Source organism: Epilithonimonas lactis (assembly GCF_900110605.1).
GTDB lineage: Bacteria > Bacteroidota > Bacteroidia > Flavobacteriales > Weeksellaceae > Epilithonimonas > Epilithonimonas lactis.
Genome location: NZ_FOFI01000003.1, coordinates 836570 through 851322 on the forward strand (window position 1 = coordinate 836570; position 14753 = coordinate 851322).

The window sequence follows — 14753 nt, forward strand, 5'->3', positions numbered from 1 at the left end:
GAAACCAATATGAAAATTAATTATCACAATCTATTTTTGAGAAGTATCCAACCGGTCAGTTGCACTCTTTTTGCATTTCCGGACTCGTTCCATTCCAAGATGTACCAGTATGATGACGTTGGCAAAATCTTATCGTTGTAAGTTCCATTCCAGATGAAACGGTTGTTCGTATCTCCTTTGAAGATCAAAATGCCGTTTCTGTCATAAACTTCAAATTTCGGATCTCGCTTGCTCAATAGTGATGAATAATCAATGACATCATTGACTCCATCATGATTTGGCGTGATCGCGTTTTGAGAATTGACGAGCGTAAATTCTTTTGCAACCACACTGCAGCCATCCGCACCTTTGACATAGATGATATGCGTTCCAAGATCGACATTCATATAGATATTTGAGCTTTGATAAACGCCATTGTCCAAGGCATAAATGTAAGGCGAAGTTCCGCCAGAGACCAAAATGGTCACAGTTGTTCCGTCAATCAGCACATCGTCTATGACAGGTTCTTCTGCTTCTGAAATTTTGAAGTATTGTTGATAAACACAATCGTTGGAAGTCAGTTTCACCCAATAATCACCGACAGGAACATCATTGATCTCATTTGCTGATGCACCTTCTACACCGTTGCTCCATTCATAATAATCGAAATCCGTTTCGGCCTTCAAATCTATCGTCGCGCCTTTGCAAATGACCTCATCTTTTATTAATGAGGATCTTTTCGGTTGCTTGAACAGGAATTTGATCTCTTTGTAATTAGGACAAAACCCCGATTTTTCCAGCCTGATAAAAACCGATCTATCAGCAGTGATCGTTTGAGAACTTGAAATCGTAGAATTGCCACCAGCTTTTGCTTGGTCCTCTGTATCAAAGTAGGTTGCAACAACGCCAGTTTCATCCGTAATCGACTGGATATAATCTGACACATTAAAAGTCTCGCTTCCACTGATTTCACTATCACAAATATCTACATTGGAAACAGAATTGAAGTTTACCTTTGTTCCAAAATAAAATTGAATAGGATAAACCGTTGGTGTACAACTGTAAGCGCCTACACTCACATACAAGATCTGAGGATTTTGAGTGAAAACAAAATTCACATCCTGATCGATAGGTGCTCCACCAGAAGTCAATGAATAAGAAATATTAAAATCTCTCGTGAAGTTTTTGATGATCCGACCATTAAAAGAAGACAACTTCGCAGCATAATTCCCGCTGAAATCATTGTCACATACTTGGATGGGAGAAGCGTCGACCTGAGCAACTGGCGCTTTTTCAATGCTGACATTACCTTCTAGTGTACATCCACTTGATAAAACAACTTTCACACTGAAATTGCCTTCATCATTCACAACGTCATAATAACTTTGAGAGACAGGAATCCCTAATATTGGCTGACCATTTTTGAACCAAGAATATTGGGCAGAAGCATCTCCAAGATCGGGAATTGGCTGTATTCTGTAAGGCACATCTTCACAAAGTGGATCTTCATTGTCCAAAGTAAGATCTTTTCCAATATTGATATTACCCGTGAAACTTCCTGATTTCAGGAAAACAGCGGAATCATAAAGGCCATTGGCATCACCATGATCGGCAATGACCAGTTTGATATGATAAGTCACACCTTTCTGTATCGTTGCGCTGGCTTTCAAGACCCTCGTCTGTCCATTAAAGTTGGTAGGACTTATCGTATTATTAAATCCACCAAAATAATCAGTATTACGGGGACAGTTTGTCGCGCCATTGATAGAAAGCGAAGTAACAGGCGTGTTGGTTCCTGGGACAAGCGCAATATTCTGATAAGGACCTGTTGTGCCCGCTTCTTTGATCAAAAATGCGAAAGCATCGGAATAACGGCAATTGCTATCACGATATTCCTCTGACAGGAACATATAATCGAAGCTGATCTTGTCACTTTGTAATGATACAAAATCAAATTCCAGATAGGTTGCATTTAGAATATTATCAGTTGGCAATCCAGCCTCATTTAGCGTGTATATAAGATCATCATCACCGCCCCAACTTCTGTCAAAATTGCTTTGTAGCGTATTATTAGGACCTTCTGCTTCTCTAGCAATACCTGTGGAAAGAATGATTCCTTCGTCTATGTCAAATGTACTTCCATTTTTACTAAAATATCCATAGCTGGGATTGTTCCCTGAGAAATTCCATCCTGATATTGCAACATTGGAAACCGTAATGCAACTTGCGTTTTGAGCACCAATGAATCTATTCACCAATTGCTGAGCATCCAGACTTGTATCTACGCTGATATTTTGCGCTTTGGTCTGATCGATGAAAAGAAGGGCTAAAAGAAAAAACAGGAATTGGGAAAATCTGGAGAATTTCATTCTATATAATATGGAGTGCAAATTTACTTCTAAATATCATAACAAAAAATCCTGCTATAAAAATATAGCAGGATCTGATTTTATTTGTTTTGAATCTTAATTAAGAAAGTGCAACTCTTACGAATCCAGTTACTTTAAGATCTCCGTTCACAGACTTCACATAGTCAGCAACACTGATTCCAGCATCTTTGATGAAAGACTGGTGTACCAAAGTGTTGTCTTTGTAGAATCGCTGCATTTTACCTTTCAAGATATTATCGATGATGTTTGCAGGTTTTCCTTCTTTTGTCAACAATTCTCTTTCGATCTCCAATTCTTTGTCAATAGTCTCCTGAGAAACCTGAGTTTCGTCTAGAGCGATTGGGTTCATTGCAGCAACTTGCATAGAAACAGATTTTGCAGCTTCATCAGCACCGTCTACTTTTGCAGAAAGTGAAGTGATAGAAGCGATCTTGTTTCCAGCGTGGATGTAAGCTCCCAAGAACGCACCTTGAATACTTTCAAAAGCACCGATCTCGATCTTCTCTCCGATGATCCCAGTTTGCTCGATCAATTTATCAGCAACAGATTGTCCGTGGAAGTCAGAAGCCAAAAACTCTTCTTTGTTAGAATATGCAACAGCTTGCTCAGCCAATTCGTAAGCCAATTCTACGAAAGCATCATTCTTAGCAACGAAGTCAGTCTCACAGTTAAGAGAGATGATCGCTCCTAATGTGTTGTCTTGGTTTACTCTTGCGATCACAGCACCTTCAGAAGAATCTCTGTCCGCTCTGTTAGCAGCTACTTTTTGACCTTTTTTTCTAAGGATGTCGATTGCTTTTTCGAAATCTCCTTCAGCTTCTGTAAGAGCTTTCTTGCAATCCATCATTCCTGCACCTGTGGTGTTTCTTAGTTTTGCTACATCTGCAGCTACTGGTGTATACATAATGAAATTATTTTTTTATTATTTGTTTTGATTTTACGCTTTCACGTTTTTCAGCGTGCAAATATAGTGATTTTTATAAAAAAATAATGCACATTATTATTCTTAATGAAATAGAAGCGCCATATTATTTTTTGATATTAATAGACGAAGCAATTATTTAATTATCATAAATTTTTTAATCATTTCACAAGATTTAATTTATTTTTACGTTTCAAATTCAATCAGATATTTATTTTACAATGAAGAAGATATTTTTACTTTTGTTTTTCACGATCGGGATCTCTGTATTTTCACAAAGCGTTTTCGAGGCCAAGCAGACGACGGACAGGGCTGTTGTTGAAAATTTTATCAAAAACAATCCAAACCACCCCGCTGTCCCTCAATTAAAACAAAGAGCACTGAGTCTCAAATATGCTGCATCTTCCTCCTCATCAACCGTTGCAAAACCTACGATCACCCAAATGAGCGAAAGGAAAATCGAAAAAACGTCTAAAGTAGGAACAACAGCAACAAAGGGAGAACCTTCCGAACAAGCAAAGAACACCGCTGCAGTTCTGACAAGCCTTTTCAACAACGATCCAAATAAAAAAGAAGCGATTGTACAGTTTGTGAACAAATCCAAATGTATTCTTTTGATAAAGATCAGTGGTAAAAAATTCTATAACCTGACGGTTCCTGCCAATGGACAAAACTATATCTTAGTAGACAAAGGCAACTACGCAGTGACAACCTCGATCTGCGATGCAGCGTACAACACAAACAAATCATTCACAAAAGATATCATCATCACGCTGAATGGTGGCAAAAAATAAATTTCCTCAAATCAATCGAAACACAGCATTATTGAAGTTCTTATCGATCATATTAATATTAAGTTCAAGCCTATTTTTTTCCCAGAAGAAAATAGGCTTGGATTCTTTGAATACCAAAGATGTGCAGGAATTGTTCGGCGACGATTATGGCAGCATCTATCTATACAAGAACAAAGATCTGAGTTTCACAAAATATGATTCGCTCGGAAATCAACTTGGGAAACTGATGTTGACCTTTCCCTACAAGATCCAAAGTGTCAATAATCCGCTCAACATTGTGATGTTCTCTGAAAATGCTCAGGAGATCAAATTCTTTGACCAAAATCTGAACGAGATCCAAAAGATCAACCTGAGTATGAATTTTGGTTTCATCAAAGCCGTTTATGCAGAAGACCTTCAATTTGCGTGGATGATAGACGAAAGCAACAAAACCCTTATCCAATATAATTTTCGCAGCACCTCTGTGATCAGCTCTTTTCCTTTTAATATCAATCTTCAGTCGCTGAAGGATTTCGTGGTCTACAACAATCGGATCTATATTCTAAGAGAAAACACGTTCGACGTTTACAGCACAAAGGCTACACTACTCTATTCGACGCCCATTTCCAATGCCCGAAAGATCAGGAGGATCAACAATGATATTTTGATATTCGGAAGCCAAACCGTAAGCAGATTTGACGGCAAAGACCTCACTCAAATCTTCCAAAATGAAAGCGCAAAGATTGTGGATAAAAATAACGCAGGATTTTTGGCACTCATAAAAGACAAACTTTATCTTTACACCAAATAAATGATAATCGATAAGCGATAAATGATTTTTCACTTTCTTTTTATCAATATTATCATTCATCAATTATCACCTATCAATTATAATTAGAAATGCATATCGCTGTTACAGGAAATATTGGAGCCGGAAAAACAACCCTTACGACAATGTTATCAAAACATTACAATTGGGAAGCACAATTTGAAGATGTAGACCACAATCCTTATTTGGACGATTTCTATGGCGATATGTCAAAGTGGAGTTTTGCACTTCAGATCTACTTTTTGGGAAGCAGATTCCGACAGGTAAAAGAGATCCGTGAGAGTGGGAAAAACGTCATCCAGGACAGAACGATCTATGAAGACGCCCACATTTTTGCAGAAAATCTAGCTGAGATGAATCTCCTTTCCGAGCGCGATTTTAACAATTATTTATCAGTTTTTTCACTGATGAAAGACTTTGTTTCGGCACCGGATTTGCTAATCTACCTGAGAGCAGATGTTCCGACTTTGGTGAGACAGATCTCCAAAAGAGGACGTGAATATGAAGCCGGGATCAGCATAGATTACCTATCAAAACTGAACAACAAATACCAAAGCTGGATAGAGAATTATAAAGAAGGAAAACTTCTTATAATCGATGTTGATGATCTGGATTTTGTAGAAAGACCAGAAGATTTCGGGTACATATTAGAAAGAATTGATGCAGAGTTGAACGGTTTGTTTTAGATTATTTTTGGCGAAATAGTTTAGCAGATCTCAGAAAGTTACAATCGCCAAAGTTTTAATTTAAAGCATCACTGTTATGATCAAAGTAATCCACAACAACAGCTGTCCGAAGTCCAAAGCCATTTTGGAATATCTGGATGAGAATGATATCAAATTTCAGATCATTGATATCAAGAAAGATCCGCTCAGCCTTTTTGAGTTGAGAACACTTTTCAAAAAACTGAACAAGAATCCAAGCAGGTTGCTAAGACACTCCAAAGAACTTTACAAAAAATATTTCTCGGATTCCGAATCTGTGAATGATGAGCAAGCCTTGGAAGTGATTGCTTTAAATCCCGAATTGATACAATGTCCTATCCTGATCAAAGGAAAGGTGGCAATGCCGGGAAATCCGTTGGAAAACGTCAAATTCTTCATAGAAAACTAAATTACACTGTATATACAAAGAAGCGAACGTGGAATATCAATTATCAAATATTTCACGTTCGTTTTTTTATGAATTATTTTTAAAATAATTTGCCTATCCGGAAAATAATCCTTTATTTTGCACTCTCAAATATTCATTAGTCAAAAGAACATCGAGATATGTCAAGAATTTGCCAAATAACAGGTAAGCGTGCAATGGTAGGAAACAACGTTTCCCACGCTAATAACAAAACGAAAAGACGTTTTGAAATTAATTTACTAGAGAAGAAATTTTTTCTTCCTGAGCAAGATAAATCAGTAACCCTGAAAGTTTCTGCACACGGATTGAGAATTATCAATAAGATTGGTATCGAGGAGGCGCTTGAAAGAGCAGCTAGAAATGGATTTATTAAAAACACTACTAAGTAATGGCTAAAAAAGGTAACAGAGTTCAGGTAATTCTAGAATGTACTGAGCACAGAGAAAGCGGCGTAGCAGGAATGTCAAGATACATTACTACAAAAAATAAAAAGAACACTACAGAGAGATTGGAGCTTAAAAAATTCAATCCGGTTCTTAAGAAATATACTGTTCACAAAGAGATTAAGTAATCTATAAAAATATTTTACAATGGCAAAAAAAGTAGTAGCAACGCTTCAAGGTGGTGCTGGATCAAAAAAAATGACCAAAGTTATCAAAATGGTGAAGTCTTCTAAATCTGAAGCTTACGTTTTTGAAGAAAAAGTAATGAACGCTGACGAAGTTGAAGCTTATCTTAAAAAATAATCTCTCAACCGGATACAATATAGAAAACTACTCTTTTTAAGGGTAGTTTTTTTGTTATATTTGTTTCCGGTAAAATCATTTATCGATCATCATTAATCATTTATATATCAAATGAGTTGGTTTAAAAAAATATTCAAAAAAGAAGATAAAGAAACACTTGACAAGGGATTGGAAAAATCCAGCCAAGGTTTTTTTGATAAAATATCCAGAGCCGTTGTCGGCAAAAACACAGTCGATGATGAAGTCCTTGACAATTTGGAAGAAGTTCTCATCGCTTCCGACGTTGGCGCAGAAACGACCATCAAAATCATCAAAAGAATCGAGGAACGCGTTGCAAGAGACAAATATGTGAATGTAAGCGAACTCGACGAAATTCTTAAAGAAGAAATCTCTGGGCTATTATTAGACAATCCACATCTTGACACCGATAATATTGATATAAGCAAAAAGCCATACGTCATTATGGTTGTTGGCGTCAATGGTGTTGGGAAGACGACGACAATCGGGAAACTAGCTCATCAATTCAAATCTCAAGGCCTGAAAGTGGTTTTGGGCGCAGCGGATACTTTCCGTGCAGCAGCGGTAGACCAGTTGGTCATCTGGAGCGAGCGCGTTGGTGTTCCAATCGTGAAACAGGAAATGGGATCCGATCCTGCTTCTGTGGCATTTGATACCGTACAATCCGCGGTTGCTCAGGATGCGGACGTGGTGATCATTGATACTGCAGGAAGACTTCACAACAAAGTGAACCTGATGAACGAACTTTCGAAAATAAAACGTGTGATGCAAAAAGTTTTACCTGATGCTCCACACGAAGTTTTATTGGTCCTGGATGGCTCGACTGGTCAAAATGCATTTGAACAAGCAAAACAATTTACTGCCGCAACAGAAGTTACCGCACTGGCTGTTACAAAGTTAGACGGAACAGCGAAAGGTGGTGTTGTGATCGGGATTTCCGATCAATTCCAAATTCCTGTAAAATATATTGGCGTAGGCGAAAAAATGCAGGATCTTCAAATTTTTAATGGTATGGAATTTGTAAACTCATTCTTTAGAAAGAGATAAACAAATTTCACTATTAACATTAAAAAATTTAAACTATGGGTATTTTAACTTGGATTATTTTCGGTCTTATCGCCGGAGCAATCGCAAAGGCAATCCACCCAGGAAATGATCCTGGCGGTTGGGTAGTTACAATCATTATTGGTATTTTAGGAGCTATGCTTGGAGGCTGGTTAGGTTCTATGCTTTTAGGCGTAGATGTATCAGGTTTCAACTTTTCCAGTTTCTTGGTAGCAATTGGAGGATCTGTTCTTCTGCTATTTTTATACAGGATGGTCACGAACAAATAACTTACTTTCTAAGTAATTTACAAGAATAAAGGGTTATATTTATAAATGCGTCATTTTTTATGACGCATTTTTTTATTTTATTCAAAGAAAACTTCTATATTTGATTTAAAATTAAATTAAAGTATGAAGAAAATCTTTACCACTTTTCTTTCATTGGGTATGATCACAGGTGCATTTGCGCAGTGGAATCCGACGTCCATGAAGGGAGAGAAATTACGACAAACCAGAGCTAGCAATTTCTATTCTTTAGATATTGATCAGATCAGAACACAACTTTCTCAAGCTCAACCAACAGGAAAAAGCAGCAAACCTGTCATTATCAACCTTCCAACGCTGGATGGGAAAATTGAAAAATTTGTTGTCTATAGCCTACCAGTTGTTGAAAAAGAACTGGCAGACAAGTATCATTTGGGATCTTACACCGGATACAAAGTTGATGACAAAAGAGTCTCCGTTAGATTTAGTATCTCTCCGTATGACCTGCAGGCTATGATGTTCCGCAACGGACAGTATGAGTTTATCGAGCCAGTAAACAAGGAAAGAACGGTGTATGGTGTGCTACCAAAAACAAACAAGGCATCTGGAGACAATGCATTTGAGTGCAAGTCCACCGAACCTATCCTTAGTAAAAAACAAATATCCAACTTAAAAAACTCGACTGACTTTACACACGATCAGACCGACTTCAACAAGGCCAGTGATAAAAAATATAGAACTTATCGCTTAGCCATATCCGTTACTGGAGAATACACAACTTACTTCGGTGGTGTGGATCAAGCGCTATCAGCTATCAATGCTACGATGACGAGAGTGAACGGTATCTTCGAAAGAGATTTTGCAATACACTTGAATGTTCAGAATTTCCCGCAATTGATCTATTCCAATGCATCTACAGACCCGTACTCAGTTGCTTCTACAGGAGCAGGAGGCGCATGGAGCTTGGAACTTCAACAAACCCTCACTTCTACAATAGGAAATGCGGCTTATGATATCGGCCATCTTTTTGGAAGATCTGGTGGTGGCGGTAGCGCTGGAGACGTAGGTAATGTTTGCCGAAATCCTGCCAACAACAGTGACGACACTTCCAAGGGAGCGGCCTTCACTTCTCCAGGATCAGGCGGAACACCCGAAGGTGACAATTTTGACATCGATTACGTAGCTCACGAAATGGGACACCAGTTTGGAGCGCACCATACTTTCTCGCACGGACTTCATGCTGGCGTAGATGCACACATGGAACCAGGTTCGGGATCCACAATTATGGGATATGCGGGAATTACTAGTGCCGATGTACAACCACATTCTGACGCCTATTTTCATGTAAAAAGTATAGAGCAGGCTCAGGCCTATGTCAATACACAGTCTTGCGGCGTACAGACCCCAATTACAAACAATCCGCCGTCCATCACTGCAATGGCTGACAAAACCATTCCCAAAGGGACAGCGTTTGTTTTAACAGCAGCGGCAACAGATGCGGAAAATGACGCCATCACTTACACTTGGGAACAGTATGACACTGCCACAAGCCCTGTAACCACAGTAACTGGTAACAATACGACCGGTGCAAAATTCAGGTCATTAACTGGTTCCGCTCTACCTTATCGCTATTTCCCTAAGTTGAGCAATGTGCTGAATGGAAATCTATCTAGTGCTACAGATTGGGAAGCTGTGTCTAATGTTGCCCGAACAATGAACTTCCGAGTCTTGGTGAGAGATAACAATCAGGACATCACACAACAGCAGACCCAAATCGGTGCGCAGAAAATAACTGTAGGAAACGAAGGACCATTCAAGGTGACTTCTACCAAAGTTTATAACAATGCTCCAGGCGCTTTTACATGGGATGTTGTAGGAACTAATGCAGCTCCTTATAATGTAGCCAATGTAAAAATAGACTACACAACAGATAACGGTGCAAATTGGAGTGTGTTATCCGCATCAACACCAAATGATGGGTCCGAAAGTTTTGACTTTGCAGCGTTTGCTACCAATTCTGAGATCCTCATCAGAGTTTCAGCAATTGATAACGTTTTCTATGCAGTTGGCAAAGTCACTGTTTCCGCAATGGTAAATTGTGATGGAACTGCTCCAGCAGGATTAGCAACGTCTTCTATCACACAAACAGGTGCAAAAGTTGATTGGGATGCTATTGCAAACGCTACATATTCTTTAAGATATAAAAAAGTGGCCGATGCAACTTGGACAACAGTTAACAATATCACGACCAACACTTACACGCTAACTCAACTAGAAGAAGATACCAACTACAATGTAGAAGTAGCTTCCGTATGTACTGGAACTACAGGATCATATGCTGCACAGACCTTCAAAACATTAGGACTTTCTTATTGTACAGTTTCTTCTTCTGATGCTGGAGATGAATACATCTCTAAGGTTGTAGTAACGCCAGCTAGCGGTGGAACTGTGATGACAAATACTTCTGGTGCTAGTACTTACACCAACTTCGGTGCAGACAGCACAAAATTGGTTCAACTGGTGAAAGGTGCGACTGGAAACACGATCGCAGTTACCAAAGCTTGGACAGGAACTACCTATAGTGAAGCTGTTGCCGTTTGGATCGATTTCAACAGAAATGGGACTTACGAAGCTTCTGAAAAGGTCATGACAAGTGCACCAAGTACAACTGCTACAGTTACAGCGACATTCACTGTTCCTGAGACAGCTTACATAGGCGACAAAACTGTTGGAATGAGAGTGATCTTAAGATACAGCACTGCTCCAACTGGACCTTGTGACGCTTTCACTTACGGTGAAGTTGAAGATTACAGCGTTAAGATCTCAGAATCTCTTGCGGTGACAGATGTTAAGAAAAACAACATCAGCGTTTATCCAAATCCAGCAGTAGATGTGATCAATATCTCTAATGTTTCTTCCAAGACTAAGTTTGAAATATATAACGTAGGTGGTCAATTGGTAAACCAAGGAACTACTGACGGAAAAGTAAATGTTTCTAAACTGACCAAAGGTGTTTACATCTTAACAGTAGAATCTAACGGTGAGAAATCTCAAACCAAATTCATCAAGAATTAAGATCAGATCTCACATAAATAAGAAATCCCCGAAAGTTAATTTCGGGGATTTTTGTTTTTTAATATTAAAATCAATTAAGTTCTGCGATAAAAATATCAGTTTCAGACTCCAAATTATTTCTATCAGAATTGTTGTAGATGATGTAATTGGCCAGTTTCATTTTATCCTTTTCCGGCATTTGATTTTGCATTATCGTCTCGATTTCTCTGTAAGTCTTATTGTCACGATCCATCGTTCTCTTGATCCGAAGATTATCGTCGGCGGTCACCAGGAGCGACTTATAACATTGCTCATTCAGTTTCAGTTCAAATAGCAAAGCTGTTTCTTTGAAAACAAATTCTGAGGTCTGGGCAGCCACCCATTTTTCAAAATCGATTCTTACTGCTGGATGTATCAAATGATTCAGTTGTTCTAACAAATCGGCATCATTGAAAACTTTCTCAGCAACATATTTTCTGTTGTAAACGCCATCCAAATAAGACTCACGTCCTAAAAGTGAAATGATCTTTTCTTTCAATTCAGGATCGATGTTGACAATATTCTTTGCCTGATCATCTGAATAGTAAACCGGGAAACCTTTCTGCTCCAATAATTTTGCAACCGAGGTCTTCCCTGAGCCAATTCCGCCCGTTAACCCAATGATCCTGGGAGGAGGAACATCCTCCTGATTTTGATTTATATCTTGTATTTCCATATTCTAATTAATATCCAAAAACTTCATTAAAGCTAAAGGTCTGATCCAGCTTCACGCCTCTTTCTGTCATCTTCAAACTTGCCAATTCATTGTGGGCGTCATGTTCGAAAAACAAAAGGTAGTCATTATCTACACATTGTTTCAAGAATTTTCCTTTTTCTTCCATTGTCAGCATTGGTCTTGTATCGTAACCCATCACATAAACCTGTGGAATATGACCAGCGGTCGGGATCAGATCAGCTGCGAAAACAATGGTCTTTTCCTGATATTGCAAAACCGGAAGCATTTGTTTTTCCGTATGCCCATCCACGAAGATCACATCCATTTTAAGGTCTGGAGCAAATCCGTAATTGCCTGTTTTTGGTAAAGGTAAAAAGTTAAGTTGTCCACTTTCCTGCATCGGCAGAATGTTTTCTTTCAGGAAACTTGCTTTTTCTCTTGGGTTTGGTTCGGTTGCCCATTGCCAATGGTTTTCATTCGTCCAAAAGTGTGCATTTTTAAACGCCGGTCTGTAACCAGATCGATCATCATTCCACTCCACAGCGCCACCGCAATGGTCAAAATGAAGATGTGTCAAAAATACATCCGTAATATCATCTCTTACAAAACCGAATTTCTTCAAATTCTTGTCTAAGGAATCATCGCCCCAAAGGGAATAATGTCCGAAGAACTTTTCGTCCTGTTTGTCTCCAAGTCCACAATCGATAAGGATCAATTTTTTGCCATCTTCTACAAGAAGAGAACGCGTTCCAAGTTCGATCAGATTTTTTTCATCGGCTGGATTTGTTTTTTCCCAAAGTGTTTTTGGGACCACGCCAAACATAGCACCACCGTCTAATTTGAATTTTCCGCACTGGATTGGATATAGTTTCATAGTTTTATAATAATTAATAATGAAAAGATCAAGAACGAAGCTGTCTCATTTTTTCACCGATTTTCACAGAATTTTCATTGTTTGATTCTCCTAAATTAAGAATAATATTTTCAAAATCAAATTCATTTCGGTTTTGACTTAGCTTATTGGCGATAAAAATTTCTGTCGGAATGATATTGATCCCAAAAGCACCTTTCATTTCTTTTCTTACCAGGTCTTCGCCCATATTCTCTACAAACATTGGACACTTCTGAACTTTTTCATATTTAAAAGTAAGCTTTTCCAAATGCCGATATAATTCTTCATCGGTCATTAATTTAACTCTTCCCCGAATTTGAACGGCTTCATAATTCCAAGTCGAAACATTCGTTTTCTCGTACCACGACGAAGAAATATAAGAATGAGCACCCAGAAAATCACACAGAACCTCATCGCCATCTTTCAAAACTTTAGCTTGAAAATTAGCTTTGGAAATATGCGTTTCCAGATAAAAGTCACCATCAGTTTCATTCAACAAAAACATCGAATGTGTTGCTGACAATTTTTCTTTATCAGAGATCAAAAGCGCAAAAGCATTTTCACTGATGATTTTTTTCATCAATTCTTGGTCTTCGGATTTGTAAATTTTTGGGATGAACATTAAAACTAAACTTTATATTTATTTATGAATTCAATCGCATCTCCCATATTCTCTGGAATTTTCACATAACTATTTAAGTCATCATCATAAATATGTTCATATCTAAACCCATTTTCAAATAAGAAAATAACAACGTCCCATTTTTTAATATCATCTTTTCTTGGTGGTCTAAATCTGTGTGGAAGCAATTTTAATTCTGAATTACATTTAACACAAAATTTACTGTTAGATTCCCAAGTTGAAATATCTAAACTTAAATTTTTTGAAATTCTACAATTAAAACAAACAAGTTTATGTCCCATGGTTTGTCTATCAAAACAATTGATCTGGTCTCCTAGGAATAGCAATATTCAAATGCTTATAAGCCTTTTCCGTTACTTCCCTTCCTCGTGGCGTTCGGATAATAAAACCTTCCTGTATCAAAAACGGCTCATAAACTTCTTCCAAAGTTTCCGGATTTTCCCCAATAGATGTTGCCAAAGCAGAAATCCCAACTGGTTTCCCACGGAAATTCTCAATCATCACACGCATGATCTTATTGTCCATGTCATCAAGTCCAAACTCATCCACGTTCAGGGAATTAAGTGCGTATTTTGTGATTTCAATTTCTATTTCACCGTTTCCTTTGATTTCGGCAAAGTCACGAACTCTTCTCAAAAGTGCATTCGCAATCCTGGGTGTTCCTCGACTTCTTCGTGCGATTTCTAGTGCGGCGTCTTCGTATATTTTGATTCCTAAAACTCTTGCGCTTCTTTCGATGATCATTCCAAGAAGTTCAATGGTGTAATATTCCAGTCGGCTTTGAATCCCGAATCTGGCGAGCATCGGTTTGGTCAACATTCCGGAACGAGTTGTGGCACCGACCAATGTGAAAGGATTGAGTCCGATTTGCACAGAACGTGCGTTTGGTCCCGTTTCCAACATGATGTCGATCTTGTAATCTTCCATCGCGGAATATAAATACTCCTCAACAATCGGAGAAAGTCGGTGGATCTCATCGATGAAAAGGACATCATTTTCCTCAAGATTGGTCAATAATCCCGCTAAACTTCCGGGTTTGTCCAGAACAGGACCTGATGTGATCTTGCAACCAACACCCAATTCATTCGCAATGATGTTTGCCAAAGTCGTTTTTCCCAGACCTGGCGGGCCGTGCAAAAGGACGTGATCCAAAGCGCCACCACGATTCTTCGCAGCAGCAACGAAAACTTCCAGATTATCCAAGGTTTTTCTTTGTCCTGCAAAATCATTGAAACTCTGCGGACGGATTTTTTCCTCCTGAATCAAATCGTCATTGGAATAATTTTCCTTATCGGGATGTAAAAAATCGGGCATTGTGATCAATTAATAATTAAGAATAAAAAATTAAGTC

At 38.4% G+C, this 14753-nt stretch carries 17 protein-coding genes; 10 read left to right on the plus strand and 7 right to left on the minus strand.

Features of this window, described 5'->3' with window-relative positions; genetic code table 11:
* Positions 1-23: 23 nt before the first annotated feature.
* Positions 24-2348, minus strand: coding sequence for a choice-of-anchor L domain-containing protein (locus BMW39_RS13475; RefSeq protein WP_034972761.1), 2325 nt, complete (start codon positions 2346-2348; stop codon positions 24-26).
* A gap of 100 nt (positions 2349-2448) precedes the next feature.
* Positions 2449-3273, minus strand: coding sequence for a translation elongation factor Ts (tsf, locus tag BMW39_RS13480; protein ID WP_034968910.1), 825 nt, complete (start codon positions 3271-3273; stop codon positions 2449-2451).
* A gap of 239 nt (positions 3274-3512) precedes the next feature.
* On the opposite strand from tsf, the gene BMW39_RS13485 reads away from it, so the two are divergent.
* The 10 genes from BMW39_RS13485 (at position 3513) to BMW39_RS13530 (ending at position 11173) form a co-directional block, all read left to right on the plus strand.
* Positions 3513-4085, plus strand: a complete 573-nt coding sequence (locus BMW39_RS13485; RefSeq protein WP_034972762.1) for a DUF6759 domain-containing protein — start codon at positions 3513-3515, stop codon at positions 4083-4085.
* Positions 4069-4875: a hypothetical protein gene (locus BMW39_RS13490; RefSeq protein ID WP_051879771.1), complete on the plus strand. Its 807-nt coding sequence runs from the start codon at positions 4069-4071 to the stop codon at positions 4873-4875. The genes BMW39_RS13485 and BMW39_RS13490 overlap by 17 nt, the downstream gene beginning before the upstream one ends.
* Before the next feature lie 89 nt (positions 4876-4964).
* Entirely contained in the window at positions 4965-5579 is a 615-nt protein-coding gene (locus tag BMW39_RS13495) for a deoxynucleoside kinase (protein WP_034966236.1), read from the plus strand.
* 76 nt (positions 5580-5655) lie between these two features.
* Positions 5656-6006, plus strand: a complete 351-nt coding sequence (locus BMW39_RS13500) for an arsenate reductase family protein (RefSeq protein WP_034972763.1) — start codon at positions 5656-5658, stop codon at positions 6004-6006.
* Between the two features lie 158 nt (positions 6007-6164).
* Positions 6165-6413 carry a 50S ribosomal protein L28 gene (gene rpmB / locus BMW39_RS13505; protein ID WP_028123136.1) on the plus strand — a complete coding sequence of 83 codons (249 nt, stop codon included), beginning with the start codon at positions 6165-6167 and terminating at the stop codon, positions 6411-6413.
* Entirely contained in the window at positions 6413-6595 is a 183-nt protein-coding gene (gene rpmG, locus BMW39_RS13510; protein ID WP_028123137.1) for a 50S ribosomal protein L33, read from the plus strand. Before rpmB ends, rpmG begins: the two co-directional genes overlap by 1 nt.
* Before the next feature lie 19 nt (positions 6596-6614).
* Entirely contained in the window at positions 6615-6770 is a 156-nt protein-coding gene (locus BMW39_RS13515) for a DUF4295 family protein (protein WP_064506456.1), read from the plus strand.
* A 111-nt stretch (positions 6771-6881) separates the two neighbouring features.
* Positions 6882-7835, plus strand: coding sequence for a signal recognition particle-docking protein FtsY (gene ftsY, locus BMW39_RS13520; protein WP_034972764.1), 954 nt, complete (start codon positions 6882-6884; stop codon positions 7833-7835).
* A gap of 35 nt (positions 7836-7870) precedes the next feature.
* A complete protein-coding gene (locus BMW39_RS13525; RefSeq protein ID WP_034966230.1) occupies positions 7871-8122 on the plus strand; it encodes a GlsB/YeaQ/YmgE family stress response membrane protein in 252 nt (83 codons plus the stop codon).
* A gap of 123 nt (positions 8123-8245) precedes the next feature.
* Entirely contained in the window at positions 8246-11173 is a 2928-nt protein-coding gene (locus tag BMW39_RS13530) for a zinc-dependent metalloprotease (RefSeq protein ID WP_034972765.1), read from the plus strand.
* A gap of 70 nt (positions 11174-11243) precedes the next feature.
* On the opposite strand, the gene coaE is transcribed toward BMW39_RS13530, so the two are convergent.
* Genes coaE through ruvB form a run of 5 tightly spaced genes read right to left on the minus strand, consistent with a single transcriptional unit; the run spans position 11244 to position 14716 of the window.
* Positions 11244-11867, minus strand: a complete 624-nt coding sequence (gene coaE / locus BMW39_RS13535; RefSeq protein WP_051879772.1) for a dephospho-CoA kinase — start codon at positions 11865-11867, stop codon at positions 11244-11246.
* Between the two features lie 7 nt (positions 11868-11874).
* Positions 11875-12741, minus strand: a complete 867-nt coding sequence (locus BMW39_RS13540; RefSeq protein ID WP_034972767.1) for an MBL fold metallo-hydrolase — start codon at positions 12739-12741, stop codon at positions 11875-11877.
* Positions 12742-12769: 28 nt separating this feature from the next.
* Positions 12770-13381: an FMN-binding negative transcriptional regulator gene (locus BMW39_RS13545; protein ID WP_034972769.1), complete on the minus strand. Its 612-nt coding sequence runs from the start codon at positions 13379-13381 to the stop codon at positions 12770-12772.
* A gap of 5 nt (positions 13382-13386) precedes the next feature.
* Positions 13387-13683, minus strand: a complete 297-nt coding sequence (locus tag BMW39_RS13550; protein WP_034972771.1) for a hypothetical protein — start codon at positions 13681-13683, stop codon at positions 13387-13389.
* A gap of 10 nt (positions 13684-13693) precedes the next feature.
* Entirely contained in the window at positions 13694-14716 is a 1023-nt protein-coding gene (gene ruvB, locus BMW39_RS13555; protein ID WP_034972773.1) for a Holliday junction branch migration DNA helicase RuvB, read from the minus strand.
* Positions 14717-14753: the final 37 nt, after the last annotated feature.